Origin of the sequence: Gordonia sp. AC31, assembly GCF_031844505.1 — a bacterium.
Classification (GTDB): domain Bacteria; phylum Actinomycetota; class Actinomycetes; order Mycobacteriales; family Mycobacteriaceae; genus Gordonia; species Gordonia hongkongensis.
The window spans coordinates 79,716-96,865 of sequence record NZ_JAUZVK010000010.1; the positions used below are offsets into that span (position 1 = coordinate 79,716).

The following is a 17,150-nucleotide window of genomic DNA, read 5'->3' on the forward strand; positions in this document are numbered from 1 at the left end:
CACCGCCCATCCATCCCGTGACCCGGCGAAGTCGCCGTCGCGAACCGAGAGGAGTTCCCATGCCCCCGCATCTCATCGACGGGCAGCCGCACACCCACGACCACAACCGGCCGCGCCGCAAGCGCGAGCCCGGCGAGGCGCTGCGCATCGGTGTCGGTGGCCCGGTCGGATCGGGCAAGACCGCGCTGGTGGCCGCACTGTGCCGACAGCTCCGGGACGAGTTGTCGGTCGCCGTGTTGACAAACGACATCTACACGACCGAGGACGCCGACTTCCTGCGCCGCAACGCCGTTCTGCCCGATGAACGGATCACCGCCGTCCAGACCGGCGGATGTCCGCACACCGCCATCCGGGACGACATCACCGCCAATCTCGACGCCATCGACGATCTCGTCGAGGCGAACCCGCCGCTGGATCTGATCCTCGTGGAATCGGGCGGCGACAATCTCACCGCGACATTCTCGACAGGTCTGATCGACGTGCAGATCTTCGTCATCGACGTCGCGGGCGGGGACAAGGTGCCCCGCAAGGGCGGACCCGGCGTCACGTTCTCGGACTTGTTGGTGATCAACAAGATCGATCTGGCCGAGCGCGTCAACGCCGACCTCGAGGTCATGCGGCGCGACGCGGCGAAGGTCCGCGAGGGCCGGCAGACCGCCATGATCTCGCTGACCGAGGACCCGGCCGCGACGGACGTGCTGGCCTGGGTCCGGGCCCAACTGGCGGCCCCGGTCGCCGCCGGGTGACGATGCGCACCGAGGTCGACATCGTCGCCACCGTCGAGCGTGGCGTGCGTCATCGGGCGGTCGGGGGACTGGGCGTGCGGGTGACCGCGCCGGGCCACGTTCAGCTGATCGGCACCGCCGCCACGCCGCTCGGTGGTGACGAGATCGTGGTGCGCATCGAGGTCGAACCGGGTGCGCAGTTGCGCCTCGGCAGCGTCGCGGCGACGATCGCGCTGCCGGCCCGCGACCGTCCGGACTCGTCGGCTCGGTGGGAGATCGCCGTCGGCGACGGTGGTCGCCTGCGCATCGACCCGCAACCGACGGTCGTCGCCGGTGGCGCGGTCCACCGCTCGGACATCACGGCACGACTCGCCGCCGGCGCCACCCTCGATCTCCACGAGCACGTCCAGATCGGCCGGGCGGCGAGCATGACGGACGCCACCCTGGTCGACCGCGACCGGATGGGTGCCTGGACCGGGGGTCTGCGCGTCGAGGTCGACGATCAAGTCGTGCTGGCCCATCGGCTCTCGCTCGGTCAGGGCACACCCGCGGGGGCCGCGGGCCACCGAGCGGCGAGCAGCGTGTTCCGGTACCCCGACAACCGGCCCGGCGACGTGCACGAGACCGAGTTCGCCGCGCGTCTGCAGCTGGCCGGCGGCGCCAGTCTGACCACGGCGCTCGGGACCTCGGTCAGCACCGCGCGGCGGCTGGCCGACGGCCTGGAGATCGACTCTCTGGCCGTCGTGCCATAGACGACCGCCCAAGGGCCGGCCGCCGCCCGCGGGTCAGCTGGCCTCGGCCTCGGATTCCTTGCCGTCGGCGTCCTTGCCCTCGGTGGGGACCGAGCCCGTCGCCCCGGGAGCGGTCGACGCGGTGTCCACCGTCCCGGCATCGGTCTTCGCCGGTTCCGCATCGGATGTCTCGCCGGCCTTCTCGAGCGCCGACAACTGGCCGATCGCGGTGCGCGCGTAGACCTGCTGCTCGGTCACCGCGAGCTGCGAACGGCCGCGCGTGGTGAACGCGAAGAACCAGTTGATCAGGGTGTTCAGGCGGTTGCGGAACCCGACCAGATAGACGAGGTGCAGCGCCAGCCAGCCGAGCCAGGCGAAGTAACCCTCGGTCTCGAACGTCTTCTTGATGCCGGGGATCGGGACCTGCATCACCGCGGAGTACCGCGAGATGGTCGCCATCGAGCCCTTGTCGTAGTAGCTGAACGGCTTGCGCTGGTCGGGGGTCTGCCCCTTCAGCTCGGCCTTGATGGCGTCCGCGGCATAGCGGCCGCCCTGGATCGCGCCCTGCGCCACACCCGGGACCCCGTCGACGGCCATCATGTCGCCGACGACGAACACCTCGGGATGGCCGGGGATCGTGAGGTCGGGGAGCACCTTCACCCGGCCGGCGCGGTCGAGTTCGACGCCCGACTGCTCGGCGAGCTGCTGGCCGAGCGGGCTGGCCTGTACGCCGGCCGACCACACCTTGCACTGCGACTCGATGCGGCGGGTGGTGCCGTCCTTCTCCTTGACGACCAGGCCGTCGTAGTCGACGTCGACGACCATCGCGTTCAGCTGGATCTCGACGCCCATGCGCTCGAGGCGGGCCGCGGCCTTGCCACCGAGCTTCGGGCCGAACGGCGGCAGGACGGCCGGCGCGGCATCGAGCAGGATCACCCGGGCTTCGGTCGGGTCGATGTTGCGGAACGCGCCCTTGAGGGTCTTGTCGCTCATCTCGGCGATCTGGCCGGCCAATTCGACACCGGTGGGGCCGGCGCCGACGACCACGAAGGTCAGCAGCTTGGCGCGCTCGGCGGGGTCGTGGGACAGCTCGGCCTGCTCGAAGGCGCCCAGGATCCGTCCGCGCAGTTCGAGTGCGTGGTCGATGGTCTTCATGCCGGGCGCGTACTCGGCGAAGTGATCGTTGCCGAAGTACGACTGATCGGCGCCGGCGGCGACGATGAGGTCGTCGTACGGGGTGACCGTGATGCGCTCGAGCAGGCGGGAGGTGACGGTCTTGGCCTCGAGGTCGATGTCGTACACGTCACCCATGAGCACCGCGGTGTTCTTCTGCTTGCGCAGGACCACGCGGGTGGCCGGTGCGATCTCGCCCTCGGCGACGATGCCGGTCGCCACCTGGTAGAGCATCGGTTGGAACAGGTGATGGGTGGTCTTGGCGATCAGCGTGACATCGACATCGGCCTTGGCCAGTCGCTGGGCGGCGAACAATCCGCCGAAGCCCGAACCGATGATGACCACTTTCCGACGGGTCGTGGCTGCTCCAGCGGGGGCCTGGACGGCGGGGCTGCTCATCTCCAGACATCTCCTTCCAGGTCGTTGGGCGACGGTCGTGCGGACTTCGGCGAACCCGAGTGGGGTGCTACCCGAGGGGGCCGTGTAGCGCCGGGGCCGGAGTACGACCGTGCATGTTCTCAACGGTAGTCAATGATGATCCGATGGGCGCGGCCAGAGGGGTGTTGCGCTCACGCGGTGAGACCCCCGGCCGACGACCATCGTTGCGATCGCTCCTGCCAGTCGGCCCGGAGGAGCTCGTATTCGACCTCAGACCGGTCGCGGTCCGGGTGGATGGTCAGCAGCTCGGCCGAGTCCGCGGCGTCGTCGCAGAGGTGGATGGCGCAGAGCGTCATCCCGAGCTTCTCCATCACGCGGCGCGACGACGCGTTGCGGGCGACCGTGCTCGCGAACACCCGCTCGGTGCCGAGGTGGTCGAACGCGAACGCGACGAGGGCGAACGCCGCCTCGGTCGCGAGGCCGCGGCCCCACACCGTGCGCCGGAGGCGATAGCTCAGTTCGAGTTCGGCACGGTTGCTGTGCCGTGGTGTGCGCAGCGAGATCCAGCCGAGGAAGGCGGCGGTGGCGGGGTCGCACAGGATCCAGGTGCCGGTGCCGTGTCTGCGGTGTTCGGTCTCGGCGCGGGGGACCACCCAGTCCTCGATCACGGCGCGCGGTGTCGCGGCACCGCCGCTCACGTACCGCATGACCTCGGGATCGCTGTCGAGGTGGACGAGCTCGTCGACATCGACGGCGGACACCGGGCGCAGCCGAGCCCGTGCCGTGTCGATGTTCACCCGAGCCCCTCACCGCGCGCCGGGGGTGCGCGCACCGATACGCCTGACGTCCTGCCCCGGCGAGTGAGTCTACGGTCTGGTCGGCGGTGACTCCTGCAGTTCGTCGTACGCGTGTCCCGCACTAAGATCGCGCCGTGGCCCCCCACCGAGATGCCCCCGACCCAGATGCCCTCGATCCCGAGGCAACCGCAGCCGGTTCCGCCGGACCGGACTACGTCCTCGACATCCCGGTCGCGCTGCGCTGGGGCGACATGGACATCAACAACCACATCAACAACGTGCAGATCTCCCGGATCTTCGAGGAGAGCCGGGTGCGTTCGTTCTATGAATGGATGCCCGACCGGCCGCGGAAGTTCTCGTTCCTCGTCGCGCGTCAGGACATCGAGTTCTCCGCTCCCGTGCACTACTCGCTCGACCCGGTGCACGTGCGCACCTGCATCGGACGCGTGGGCCGGTCGTCGTTCGTCATGGCCCTGCGCCTGTTCGACCAGTCCGGGACGCTGTGCGCCACGGCCGAGACCACGATGGTCGTCGTCGACCCGGACACCGGCCGACCCACCCCGATTCCCGACGACGCCCGGCCGCTGCTGACCGCGCGCCTCGGCGAGCCGGTGCGTTTCCACACGCCCCGGTCGAACGCCGCGGGCTGACCGGGCCGGGCCCCGGAGTCACAGCCGTCCCATGCTCATCCTGCACCGCGCCGAACGCACCGACACGCTGGCCGATGCGCTGGCCGAGGTCCTCGCGCACCCGCTGGGCGACCCGATGCGCCCGGAGATCGTGTCGGTTCCCGCCGCGGGAGTCGAGCGGTGGCTCGCCCAGCATCTGGCCCGACGCCTGGGGGCAGGGGCTGGCGACGACGGGATCGCGGCCAACATCGATTTCACCGGACCGCCCCGCCTGGCTGACGCCATCGTCGCGGCGGTGCTCGGTGACACGCGTCTGAACACCTCGGGCTCGCTGACGGCGTCGGACGATCCGTGGCGCGCGGCCGAACTGACGTGGCCGGTGCTGCGTGTCCTCGACGACCGCGTCGACGACCCCGCGCTCGACGTGATCGCGCGGCACATCGGCGCGGGCGACACCTCCTCGCCCCGGATCGGGCGCCGCTACGCCACCGCACGCCATCTGGCCGAGTTGTTCGACCGGTACGGGCGGTCGCGTCCGTCGCTGATCGCCGACTGGGCCGCCGGCCACGATCTCGACGGTGCCGGCCGCCCCCTGCGGGACGACCTGGCGTGGCAGCCCGGGTTCTGGCGTGCGGTCCGCGCCGAGATCGGCCGGCCGCATCCCGCGGAGGATCTCGCCGCGGTCTGCGATCGGCTGCGCACCGACCCCGCGGCGGGGGGATTGCCGGAACGACTGTCGGTCTTCGGGCCGACGCGGATCACCGAGTCGTTCCGTCAGATCGCCGCGGCCGCAGCCGTCCACCACGATGTCCACCTGTTCGTGCCCCACCCGAGTCCGCGGCTGTGGGCGGACCTCGGTGCCCTCGTCGACCCCGACTCCGGCAACGGGGTCCCACCTCGACGCGGGGAGTGCGAGCTCCCCGAACTGCGAAACCCCCTGCTCGCCGGTCTCTCCCGTGATCTGCAGGAACTCCAGTTGCGGCTCGCTCCGATCGTCGATCGGGACCTGCACCATGTGCCGCGGGAGTCGGTGCTGGGCGACACCGCGCTGCACGTCGTCCAGTCGGGGATCCGCGACGACCTGGCTCCCGCGCCCGGCCTCACCGACACGTCGGACCAGACCGACACGTCGGACCCGACCGTCTCCGCGGACCCGTCCGTAGAGGTGCACGCGTGTCACGGGCCCGAGCGGCAGATCGAGGTCCTGCGGGATCGGTTGCTGCATCTGTTCGCCGCCGATCCCGAGCTGCAGCCGCGCGATGTCCTCATCATGTGCCCGGACGTCGAGACCTACGCACCCCTGATCCGTGGCGCATTCGGACAAGCGGGACTGCCGCATCCGGCGTTCGATCTGCGAGTTCGGCTCGCCGACCGTGGAATTCGCCATGTGAACCCGATCCTCGACGTGATCGTCGGAGTCGTGGAGCTGGCCGCGGGCCGGGTGACCGCCGGTGACGTCGTCGACCTCCTCGGCGCCCCGCCGGTACGAACCCGGTTCGCGATGACCGACGACGACCTGGATCTGATCCGGGAATGGCTGGCGCACAGCAACGTCCGGTGGGGGATAGGCGTCGCCGAACGCGCCCGCTACGGTCTCGAACGGTTCCGCCAGGGCACCTTCGACGCCGGCCTGGACCGCATCGCCCTCGGCGTCGTCGCCGAGGAGGCCGACGACGAATGGCTCGGTACTGCACTGCCGCTCGCCGGAGTGGAGAGCACCGGCATCGATCTCGTCGGTAGGTTCGACGAGTTCCTCGACCGACTCGGTCGGGTGCTGGCCGAACTGCGGGAAGCCGCTCCCGCGCACCGATGGGCGGAGACGCTCATCGACGCCGTCTCGTCGCTGACGGCGACCGAGCCCGCCGAGGATTGGCAACGCGCACAGGCAATCCGGATGCTCAGCGAGGCCTTCGGGGACACCCGACCGGTCGAGCCGGAGGAGGTGCTGCGTCTGGCGGACGTGCGGGACCTCCTATCGGCGCTGGTCGCCGGCCGGCCGACGCGCTCGAACTTCCGCACCGGAGAACTGACGGTGTGCACGATGGTGCCGATGCGCTCGGTGCCGCACCGGGTGATCGTGCTGCTCGGGATCGACGCCGAGGTGTTCCCGCGTGTCCAGCGGATCGACGGGGATGACGTACTCGGCGTCGATCCGCTGGTGGGCGAACGCAATCCGCGGGACGAGGACCGGCAGTGTTTCCTCGACGCGATCTGCGCCGCGCAAGATGCCCTCCTCGTCTTCTACAGTGGCGCCGACCCCGTCTCCGGCCGGCGGATCCCGCCCGCTGTGGTCGTGAGCGAACTGGTCGACACGCTCACCGGTCTGACCGGCGTGAGTCCCGTTCGCCGGCATTCGCTGCACGGGTTCGACGCGCGGAACTTCACCCCCGGTGGCGTGCCGGGAATCGCGGGGCCGTTCAGCCACGACGCGTCGATGCTTCGCGGAGCCGAGGCCTTACGCGAGCCGACGCGGCGCGTGGTGGTCGCCGCTGCCGAGGTGCTGCCCGCGCCGGAACGGACCCCCGACACCGAGGACATCGACCTCGCGACCCTCATCGACTTCCACGTGGACCCGATCGTGGCGTTCGTCCGCCAGCGCCTCGGTGCCCGCATCCCCGACGACGACCGGCCACACGACGACCAACTCGATGTCGAACTGGAACCACTGGACAAGTGGGGGATCGGCGACCGATTCCTCTCCCGGATGCTGACCGGGGTGTCCATCGGGGAGTGCGAGGCGGCCGAGCTCCGGCGCGGGACACTGCCGCCGTTCGCCTTCGGCACCCGTGAGCTCCGCGCGATCTCGCGGACGGTCACGCGGCTGTACGGCGTCGTCGAGCCGTTGCGCACAGGGACTCCCACGACCCTCGACGTCCTGGTCCGACTACCCGACGGCCGCCGGGTGCACGGAACGGTCGGTGACGTGTTCGGCGACACCGTGCCGGCCGCGTTGGTGCGGCCGACGTACTCCAAGCTCAAGGCCAAACAGCAACTCAGCGGCTGGATCACGCTTCTCGCGGTGGCCGCCGCCGCGACCCAGGGCAATGCCGCGGCGCGGTCGGTGGACTCGGCGGTCCTGATCGGGCGGGCCCCGCGAGGCGGCGGGACCAGCACCATCACACTCCGGCGCCCCGCGGATCCGGTTCCGTTGCTTCACGACCTCGTCCGGCTACGTGACGAGGGTCTTCGTCGTCCGCTGCCGCTGCCGCTGGAACCCGCGTACACGTTCGTCGAGAACGACGGGCCCGGCCGGCGCAGCACGTTCTCGCTCGCCAACGCCCGCCGGAACTTCGACGACAGATTCGGTGCCGCGCACGACCCATATGTGAAGCTCGCATTCGGCGGGGACGTGCTGGCCGAGGTCGATTTCGACGACCTCCTCGACAGCGCGACGCCCGACCATCGCACCGTCGGCGGTGTCGAACTGCCCATGGGTGACGACGAACCGTTGTTCGCCGGGCTGGCGCGAACCGTGTGGGTGCCACTCGATGAGCACCGGGAGGGCACGTGAGACGGCCGGCCACCTTCGACGTCACCGCCGACCTGCCGGATCACACCACGGTCCTGGAGGCGAGCGCCGGAACCGGGAAGACCTACGCCATCGTCGGACTCGCCGCCCGGCACATCGCCGAGGGAGTCCCGATCTCGGAGATGCTGCTGGTGACCTTCAGCCGGGCCGCGACCGCCGAGCTGCGTGAACGCATGCGAGACCGCGTGCGCGAGTTGCTGGACGGACTCGACCGTCCCGGTGCCGCCCCCGGCCACGACGCGCTGCTGCAGATGCTGGCGCAGGGATCACCGGACGAGGTCGCCACCCGTCGTCGCAATCTCGCCCGCGCTCTGAGCGACTTCGACGCGTCGACGATCGCGACCACCCACACGTTCTGCAACCGCATGCTGGAGGCGCTGGGCTTCCTGGGTGAGCGTGAACTGGTCTACTCGATCGTCGAAGAGGTCGACGAACTCACCGAAGAGGTGGCGCTGGACCTCTACCTGCGCGGTTTCTGGGCAAGCGACACACCGGAATTCGACTTCACCGAGGCGCAGTCGATCGCCCGCGACGCGGTACGCCAGGCGTCGGTCGCACTGGCGCCGGACACCTCCGAGTCGACCGACGGGCCGGGTGGCGATGCGGTGGCCGCCCGTCGGGTGAGTTTCGCGTCCGCGGTCCGCCGCATCGTCGAGGCGCGCAAACGTGATGCGCGCGTACGGACCTACGACGACCTGCAGGCCATCCTGCAACGCATCGTGACCGACCCGGTGGTCGGCGAGCGCGCGTGCGAACGTATCCGCAACACCTTCACCGTGGTCCTGGTCGACGAGTTCCAGGACACGGACCCGTTGCAGTGGGACATCCTGCGCCGGTGTTTCCACGGCCATCGCCGACTCATCCTCGTCGGCGACCCCAAACAGTCGATCTACGGGTTCCGCGGTGCCGAGGTCCTGAGCTACCTCGCCGCGGTGTCCTCGGCCGACACCTTGCAGGCGCTCGACGTGAACCGGCGATCCGACGGCGCCCTCGTCGACGCCCTCGGACATCTGTACGGCGAGGCGGCGCTGGGGCATCCGGGCATCGTGGTGCATCCGGTCTCGGCGGCACACCCGGGCAGCCGACTCGACGGTCGTCCGCCGCTGCGCATCCGCGCCTTCCTGCGCAACGATTTCACGTCCCGCAACGCCTACAACCTGCCCGCGGTGAAGGACGTCCGCGACCGGATCGCGGTCGATGTCGCCGACGACATCGCGCAGACCCTCGCCCAGGGCGCTCGACTCGAGGCCGGCGGAACCTCCCGCCCGGTGGATCCGGGCGACATCGCGATCCTGGTGCGGCTCAACAGCACCATCGAACCGCTCCAGCGGGAGCTCGCCGAGCGCGGCATCAACTCGGTCATCGGGTCGGGGGTCAACGTGTTCTCCACGACCGCGGCCCAGCACTGGCTGTGGGTGATGCGTGCCGTCGAACAACCCTCCCGCGCGGACCGCGTGCGGTTGGCGGCGCTCACGACCCTGCTCGGCTGGTCGATCGAAAAGGTGGCCACCGCAGGCGAACCAGAGGTCGCCGAGCTCGGGGCCGAACTGGCCTCGCTGGGACGGGTGTTCGTGCAGGGCGGGTTCGCGGCGATGGCGCAGCGCCTGCTCGACTCGCACGGTGTCGCCGCGCGCGTCCTGGCCACCGAGAACGGTGAACGCATCCTCACCGATCTCCTGCAGGTGTCCGCGCTCTGCAACAAGCACGTGGTCGAGACCTCGGCAGGAGTCAGCGGCCTCGTCGAGTGGCTGGCCGAGCGGATCGCCGACACGTCCGCGCGCCAGCGATACGAAGACCAGAGTCGACGCCTCGACCGCGACACCCAGGCCGTCCAGATCATGACCGTGCATGCCAGCAAGGGCCTGCAGTTCCCGATCGTCTACGTGCCCTACGGCTGGGACGGGACGTGGATCGGCGACCGCGGCAACATCACCTACCACGACGAGTCGGGTACCCGGCGCCTCGACGTCGGTGGCGGACAGGCGCCCGGCCGCGCGGCGCGGCGCAAGCGGTACGCCGAGGAGACGGCCGGTGAAGACCTCCGGTTGCTCTACGTCGCGCTGACACGGGCGCAATCGCAGGTCGTGGCGTGGTGGGCGCCGTCGATGAACACCACGAGCGGGCCGCTGCACCGGCTGATCTTCGGGCGCGACACCGCGACCCGAATCCCTTCCGAGACCGGCGAATCGGTGTGGTCGGTCGCCCCCGACGTCCCCATACCCGACGACGACGCCACGTGCGTCGGCGTCCTGCGCACCCTGACCGGGCGCGATGCCGCGATCTCGGTCGAGCCCGCCGGCCGGATCGAGGCCGGTGCGGTGGCGGCCCCGCCGCACGCCGATGTCGAGACGGCGACCCTCGGGGTCGCGCGGTTCCGGCGCGCCATCGATCAGGAATGGCGTCGTACGTCGTACTCGGCCATCGTCGCCGACGTCGCGCACGGCGCACCCGGGGGCTCCGCCGGTTCTGCCGTCACCACCGGCAGCGAACCGGCCGACGACATCCTGGGTGACGAGCCGGCCGCCGACCCGGTCGAGCACGACGAGCCGCCCGCAGAGGGGCACCGAGCGGGGTCGCCGTCGCTGATGAACGGGCTGCCCTACGGTGCGGCGTTCGGCACCCTGGTGCACGAGGTCCTCGAATACGTCGACACCTCGGCGCCCGACATCGAGACCCATGTGCGCGAATTGTGTTCGCGCGCACTCGGGGTCCTGCCGGCCGACATCGACGCCGACGTACTGGTCGCCGCGCTCGTCGGCGTCCTCACCACGCCACTCGGTTTCGGCGATCTCTGGGGCGTCGAGCCGGGAGATCGCCTCGCCGAGCTCGACTTCGAGCTCCCGCTGGGGCCGCCGGATCGCGCCCCCGGCGCCCGTGGGGCGACGCCGGGGGTGTTGGCCGAACTGCTGGACCGGTATCTGCCCGACGACGATCCGTTGCGTGACTACGTCGATCACCTCCGCGAGCTCCCCGATCGTGAACTGCGCGGCTTCCTGACGGGCAGCATCGACTCGGTGCTGCGCACCCCGGACGGCCGCTACGTGGTCGTCGACTACAAGACCAACCGCATCCGGGCGGGGGACCTGGTCGTCGAGGACTTCGACACCGCGGCCATGGCAGGCGAGATGATCGCCGCCCACTATCCGCTGCAGGCGATGCTGTATTCGGTTGCGCTGCACAGGTATCTGCGCTGGCGCGTCGTCGGCTACGATCCGGTCCGGCATCTCGGCCCGGTGCAGTACCACTTCGTGCGCGGCATGGCCGGGCCGGGCACGCCGCCCGGTTGCGGCGTGTTCGAGTGGGATCTGCCCGCAGACCTGATCCTCGCATTGTCCGATGCACTGGCGGGTGCGTCCCGATGACCGTGTCCGACGTCCAGGTGGTGGAGTGGGCCACCGGTGTGCTCGCCGAGTGGAACGCGGCCGGAGTCCTCGCCGCCGCGGACGTGCACATCACCGACCGTCTCGTGACGATGTGCGCCGAGCCGGTGTCCGAGATCGCGCGTCTCGGCGCCGCGCTGGCGGTCCGTGCGGTGCGGCTCGGTTCGACGTGCCTCGCGCTGGACCGTTTGGGCGAGCTGGCCGGCGACGACACCGCCGACCTCACCATCCCGTCGTCCGATGCGGTGCTCGACGCACTGCTCGAGAGCCCGCTCGTCGCCGGCAGCGAGGCGGGTCCGTTGCGTCCGTTGGTGGTGCGACGGTCCATCGATGGGCCGCTGGTGTACCTCCAGAAGTACTTTCGGCAGGAACAGACGATCCGCGAGACGCTTGCCCGCCGCGCACAGACGACACCCGTGGTCGAAGCCGATGCGCTGCGCGCTGCGATAGCCGCCGTCTACACCTCGCCCGAGGACGGGCACCTGCAGAAGCTGGCGGCAGTGGTCGCCGCGACCCGCTGGACCACCGTCCTGGCGGGCGGTCCCGGCACCGGCAAGACCTACACGGTCGCACGCATTCTCGCGGTACTGGACGCCCTGCAGGGACCCGGCCTCCGTATCGGACTGTGCGCGCCGACGGGCCGGGCGGCGGCTCAGCTGCAGGCCTCGGTGGAAGCGGAGTCGACGGTTCCCGTCACGGCGCACGCCGTCACGCTCCACTCGTTGCTCGGCTGGCGCCCGGGTGCCAACCCGAGGTACGGCCGCGGGCGGACACTGCCGCACGACGTCATCGTCGTCGACGAGACCTCGATGCTGTCGATGACCGCGATGAGCCGTCTGCTCGACGCAGTCCGTCCGGATGCACGGGTGATCTTCGTCGGTGACCCGCACCAGCTCGCGTCAGTCGAGGCCGGAGCGGTGCTCGCGGATCTCGTCGAACGGGCGGATGTCGCTGGAGTGCAGGGAGATTTGGGAACCATGACGGCGGTATCACAGGCCGCGCTCGAGGCGGTGGGCGGGGATGCCGATCATGAACTGGAACCCGAGGACACCGATCATCTCGCCGGTGGCGTCATCACCCTGCGGCGCCAATTCCGTTTCGGCGGCGGCATCTCGCGGGTCGCGGCGGCCGTGAACGCCGGTGACGCAGACGAAGTCCTGAGACTGGTCGCCGCGGACGACGTCCCGAACGTCGAACTCGTCGCGCCCGACGACCTCGATGCCGTCCGTGCCGATCTCGTCGAATGGGGCCGGGCGCTGCGGGCAGCGGCCCGTCGTGCCGATGCCGACGGGGCGCTCGACGCGCTCGACGCCCACCGGGTGCTGTGCGCGCACCGGGAGGGCTCATGGGGTGTCCGTGGCTGGTCGGCCAGGATCACCGAGTGGCTGGGCACCGCCGGCGCCGAGCTAGCCGGATGGTATGCGGGACAGCCCATCCTGGTCACCGCCAACGACCGCCAGACGGCGACGTTCAACGGCGACACGGGCGTGGTGATCGCCGATCCCGAGGGCCGGACGCAGGGGGCCGACGCAGTCCGGGTCGCCTTCCGTCGCGGCGGATCGGTGCGACTCCTGCACCCGACGCAGCTCGCCGACGTCGTGTCGGTCCACGCGATGACCATCCACCGCAGCCAGGGCAGCCAGTTCCGGCAGGTCACGGTGATCCTCCCGCCCACGGGCTCAGAATTGCTCACCCGGGAGTTGCTGTACACCGCCATCACCCGCGCCCGCGACCACGTGCGGATCGTCGGGACACCCGAGGTGCTGGCCGCGGCGGTCGACCGCCGCGTGCAGCGGGCCAGCGGTCTGCGATCGGCGGTGACGCCGTTCGACCGCTCCTAGATCAGGTCGCAACCACCGGGGACGAGGTCGCGGCGCTGATAGCACTCGACGCCGAGCAGCTTCTCCTGGATGTCGTCGGGCAGCGACATGAAGCCGGAGATGGCCCGGCTGCGATCGATCTCGGAACGGTGGGCGGTGACGGCGGCCCTCTTGCGGGCCGCGAGATCCGACACGTCGACGACCACGTCGATCTCGGACTCCGGGGTGCCGGGTAGCTGCTCCCGGGGGATGTCCGCGAACAGGCTCTCCGCGAGGATGTCCATCATCCACTCCGGGATGGTGGCGAAGTACAGCGAACGCACGCGCCAGGCCGGCCCGGCGCGGTGGTAGAGCTTCGTCGACGCCGCCGCGTCGGCCGCGGCGCACGCGAGCCGGTGCGCGTGGACGTGGTCGGGGTGACCGTAGATACCCAGCGGGTCGTAGGTGATGACGATGTCGGGTTGCAGTGCCCGGATGTGGTGGGTGAGCGCACGGACCTGTTCGTCGAACGACGCCTCGCACAGCCGCTGCGCATCGGGTGCGGATTCTGGTCGCCGGTCGTCGGCATAGCCGAGCATGATCGGTGGTCGCGGCATGCCGAGGATGTCGACCGCGTCGGCGAGTTCGCGGTGCCGGACGGTGCCGTCGGTCCAGGTGCACATCACGAGGTCGACCTCGCCGCCGGCGTCGGTGTGACGCGCGATGAGTCCACCGGTCCACAGTGATTCGTCGTCGGGGTGCGCGTGCACCAACAGCAGTCGGGGTGTGCCCATCCACCTGGCTTCCTGATCGTTCCCGCACGGCACGGATGTCGTGCGGGGTAGTCGGTCCCCGACCCAGGGTAGCCACACCACCGCTCGGTAAAGTCGGTGTCCGTCACACGTGTCGCACCGGCGCGGAGATGTTCGTCCGTCCGGTGCCGAGAACAGAACATGGAGGTCTGCGATGAGCGCTCAGCCCGAAGTCCACGAGTTCCAGGCCGAGACCCGGCAGCTGCTGGATCTCATGGTCCACTCGATCTACTCCAACAAGGACAGCTTCCTGCGCGAGCTGATCTCCAACGCGTCCGACGCACTGGACAAGCTGCGGCTGGAGTCCCTGCTCGACAAAGACCTCGACGTCGACACCTCCGACCTCCACATCACGCTCGACCCCGATGCCGAGGCCCGGACCCTCGTCGTGGCCGACAACGGCATCGGCATGACCCGCGACGAGGTCGTCGGCCTGATCGGCACGCTGGCCCGTTCGGGCACGGCCGAGTTGCGCCGGTCGCTCGCGGAGGCTCGCGCGAACGGGGTGTCCGACGCGGCGGCCGAGGAACTGATCGGTCAGTTCGGCATCGGCTTCTACTCGACGTTCATGGTCGCCGACAAGGTCACGTTGGTGACCCGTAAGGCGGGGGAGAGCACCGGCACCCGCTGGGAGTCGACCGGCGACGGAACCTACACGATCGACGACGTCCCCGACGCCCCGCAGGGCACCTCGGTCACGTTGGCGCTCAAGCCCGTCGACACCGAGGATCACCTCTACGACTATTCGGATCCGACCAAGCTCCGCCAGCTCGTGAAGCGGTACTCGGACTTCATCGCGTGGCCGATCCGGATGGACGTCGAGAAGACCGTTCCGGTGGAGACCCCCGACACCGAGGCCTCCGACGCCGACGACGCGGACGAGAAGAAGGCGCCGGAGACGAAGACGGTCGTCGAGGCCGAGACGATCAACTCGATGAAGGCGCTCTGGGCCAAGTCGCGCTCGGAGGTGACCGACGAGGAGTACCAGGAGTTCTACCGGCACGTCTCCCACGCCTGGGATGCGCCGCTGGAGACCATCACGCTGCAGGCCGAGGGCACCTTCGAGTACCAGGCGCTGCTGTTCATCCCGACGCAGCCACCGTTCGACCTGTTCATGCGCGACAGCAAGGTCGGCATCCACCTGTACGTCAAGCGCGTCTTCATCATGGACGACTGCGCCGAACTGATGCCGGAGTACCTGCGCTTCGTCAAGGGTGTCGTCGACGCGGCCGACCTGTCGCTGAACGTGTCCCGCGAGATCCTGCAACAGGACCGCCAGATCCGCGCGATCCGTCGCCGGCTCACCAAGAAGGTGATCTCGACGGTCACCGAGATGCGCGCCGGCCGGCCCGACGACTACCGCACGTTCTGGGATGCCTTCGGCCGGGTGTTCAAGGAAGGTCTGGTCAACGATCCGGACAACCGCGAGGCGCTCCTCAAGGCCTCGTCGTTCGCGACCACCCACTCCGAGGACGAACTGACCACACTCGCCGACTACATCGGCCGGATGAAGAGCGGTCAGGACACGATCTACTACATGACCGGCGAATCGCGTCAGCAGATCGTGAACTCGCCGCACATGGAAGCGTTCCGCGCCAAGGGAATCGAGGTTCTCGTCCTGTCCGATCCCGTCGACGAGATGTGGGTCTCGGCGGGTGCGGAGTTCGACGGCAAGTCGTTCCAGTCGATCGCCAAGGGCGCCGTCGACCTCGACGGTGACGACGAGGACGCCGACGATTCCGCCAAGGAGGAGCAGAACAAGACCTACGCCGACCTGCTGGGGTGGCTCACGAGCACCCTCTCCGACGACGTGAGTGAGACGCGACTCTCGTCGCGCCTCACCGAGTCGCCGGCGTGCCTGGTCGGTGACACGTTCTCGATGTCTCCGCAGCTGGAGAAGCTCTACCGGGCGTCCGGTCAGGAATTCCCCAAGTCCAAGCGGGCACTGGAGCTCAACCCTGATCACCCGCTCGTCGCCGCGCTGAACAAGGCCTACGGAGCCGGGGATCACGAACAACTGGTGCCGACGGCGAAGCTGCTGTACGGCATGGCCGTGATCGCCGAGGGCGGTGAGCTCGACGACCCGGCCGAGTTCGCGAAGCTGTTGGCCGGTCGGCTGACCGAATCGTTCGCGGCGAGCGGACCGTCGGCCGGTTCGGAGTCCTGATCGGTCTGTCCAGACCACGGGTACGCCGCACGTGAGCCGCCGAAGACGGATCGTCGTCTTCGGCGGCGTGGCGGTTGTCCTGGCGGTGGTGCTGGTCGCCGCGCTCGTCGTCGGGCTGGCCCGCGAGGACGAGCGGGCGGCCACCCCGTCCGAGGCGGTGCAGACCTATCTCGACGCGCTCGCCGATGCCGACGCCGACGCGGCTCTGGGTGTCATCGATCCGCGCCCCGACACCCGGTTTCTGTCCGACAACGTCCTGCGGGCTCAACGCGCCGCGGCGCCGCTGGGCGACATCGAGGTCCGGTCTGCTGCCGACGGTGCGCCGGAGGAGAACGTCCGGGCGAGATACCGGATGGGTGCCCGGGTCATCGACACCGAGATCCGGACCGTACGGGTCGCCGACGGCTGGGCCGTCGTCGACGGCGCGATCGCGGTCCGGATCGAGTCGCTACGGGTTGTGCAACCGACGTTCTTCGGCGGCGAGGTCGAGGAAGGGGACACGGTGCACGTGTTCCCCGGACCGCAGCGCTGGGGCTCCCGCGACACCGACTTCGTCGCGCGCGTCGCAGACGACGATCCTCCGACCACGCCGAGAGGACCCATGTCCGTCCGCGTCGTCGGCGAACTGAGCGCCACCGGCGCCGGAGCCGTCAGCGATTCGGTGTCGGCGCACCTGACCGCGTGTGCGGCGTCGACCCAGGCCGATGCGGGGCGGCAGGTCGCGGGCTGTACCCAACGGTTGTACCGCTCCGCGGTGGACGGCAGTGTGCGGTGGACGGCTCCGAAAGACCTGTCCGGGCTGCGCTATCTGCTCCGTGTTCCGGTTTCGGATGCGAGTGGGGACAGCAGCCGGGACGGGTCGGGTCTGGGTGTCGTCGACGTCGTCGGCCCGGTGCGCTGGCGGGTGTCCTACACCCCCGAGTACGACGCGGACGGCCCCCGGGTGGAGACCGTCGACGAGCAGTACCTCGTGGGCCATGTCGACCTCACCGAGAGCAGTCCCGAGTTCGTCACCGACGGCTGACCCACC

11 protein-coding genes are annotated in these 17,150 nt (G+C 69.9%); 8 read left to right on the forward strand and 3 right to left on the reverse strand.

All coding sequences use genetic code 11. The features are described from left to right. The first annotated feature begins 59 nt into the window (after window positions 1–59). Together ureG and Q9R39_RS13770 are read left to right on the forward strand one after the other, a co-directional pair. Window positions 60–746 carry an urease accessory protein UreG gene (gene ureG, locus Q9R39_RS13765; RefSeq protein WP_058253201.1) on the forward strand — a complete coding sequence of 229 codons (687 nt, stop codon included), beginning with the start codon at window positions 60–62 and terminating at the stop codon, window positions 744–746. A gap of 2 nt (window positions 747–748) precedes the next feature. Next, complete coding sequence (locus Q9R39_RS13770) at window positions 749–1,477, forward strand: urease accessory protein UreD (protein WP_058253202.1); 729 nt, start codon at window positions 749–751, stop codon at window positions 1,475–1,477. 33 nt (window positions 1,478–1,510) lie between these two features. On the opposite strand, the gene Q9R39_RS13775 is transcribed toward Q9R39_RS13770, so the two are convergent. Further along, window positions 1,511–3,028, reverse strand: coding sequence for an NAD(P)/FAD-dependent oxidoreductase (locus tag Q9R39_RS13775; protein WP_058253203.1), 1,518 nt, complete (start codon window positions 3,026–3,028; stop codon window positions 1,511–1,513). 170 nt (window positions 3,029–3,198) lie between these two features. Next, the gene (locus tag Q9R39_RS13780; protein ID WP_058253204.1) at window positions 3,199–3,804 is read right to left on the reverse strand and encodes a GNAT family N-acetyltransferase; all 606 of its coding nucleotides are present in this window, start codon (window positions 3,802–3,804) and stop codon (window positions 3,199–3,201) included. Window positions 3,805–3,938: 134 nt separating this feature from the next. On the opposite strand from Q9R39_RS13780, the gene Q9R39_RS13785 reads away from it, so the two are divergent. From Q9R39_RS13785 to recD, 4 genes are read left to right on the forward strand one after another with little or no spacing between them, the layout of a single operon-like run. Next, window positions 3,939–4,454, forward strand: coding sequence for a thioesterase family protein (locus Q9R39_RS13785; protein ID WP_065629855.1), 516 nt, complete (start codon window positions 3,939–3,941; stop codon window positions 4,452–4,454). A gap of 31 nt (window positions 4,455–4,485) precedes the next feature. Beyond that, a complete protein-coding gene (gene recC, locus Q9R39_RS13790; RefSeq protein WP_211539516.1) occupies window positions 4,486–7,944 on the forward strand; it encodes an exodeoxyribonuclease V subunit gamma in 3,459 nt (1,152 codons plus the stop codon). Next, on the forward strand, window positions 7,941–11,324 hold the full coding sequence (locus Q9R39_RS13795) for a UvrD-helicase domain-containing protein (protein ID WP_211539515.1): 3,384 nt from the start codon (window positions 7,941–7,943) through the stop codon (window positions 11,322–11,324). Before recC ends, Q9R39_RS13795 begins: the two co-directional genes overlap by 4 nt. Then, window positions 11,321–13,183 carry an exodeoxyribonuclease V subunit alpha gene (gene recD / locus Q9R39_RS13800; RefSeq protein ID WP_211539514.1) on the forward strand — a complete coding sequence of 621 codons (1,863 nt, stop codon included), beginning with the start codon at window positions 11,321–11,323 and terminating at the stop codon, window positions 13,181–13,183. The genes Q9R39_RS13795 and recD overlap by 4 nt, the downstream gene beginning before the upstream one ends. Here the strand turns inward: recD and Q9R39_RS13805 are convergent. After that, window positions 13,180–13,935 (reverse strand): PIG-L family deacetylase, encoded by a 756-nt coding sequence (locus Q9R39_RS13805; RefSeq protein ID WP_058253209.1) that lies wholly within the window; start codon window positions 13,933–13,935, stop codon window positions 13,180–13,182. The genes recD and Q9R39_RS13805 overlap by 4 nt on opposite strands. A 172-nt stretch (window positions 13,936–14,107) precedes the next feature. Between Q9R39_RS13805 and htpG the strand changes: the two genes are divergently transcribed. Together htpG and Q9R39_RS13815 are read left to right on the forward strand one after the other, a co-directional pair. Further along, window positions 14,108–16,120 carry a molecular chaperone HtpG gene (gene htpG / locus Q9R39_RS13810; RefSeq protein WP_065629860.1) on the forward strand — a complete coding sequence of 671 codons (2,013 nt, stop codon included), beginning with the start codon at window positions 14,108–14,110 and terminating at the stop codon, window positions 16,118–16,120. 31 nt (window positions 16,121–16,151) lie between these two features. Continuing rightward, window positions 16,152–17,144, forward strand: a complete 993-nt coding sequence (locus tag Q9R39_RS13815; RefSeq protein WP_311277640.1) for a hypothetical protein — start codon at window positions 16,152–16,154, stop codon at window positions 17,142–17,144. The last annotated feature ends 6 nt before the right edge of the window (window positions 17,145–17,150 follow it).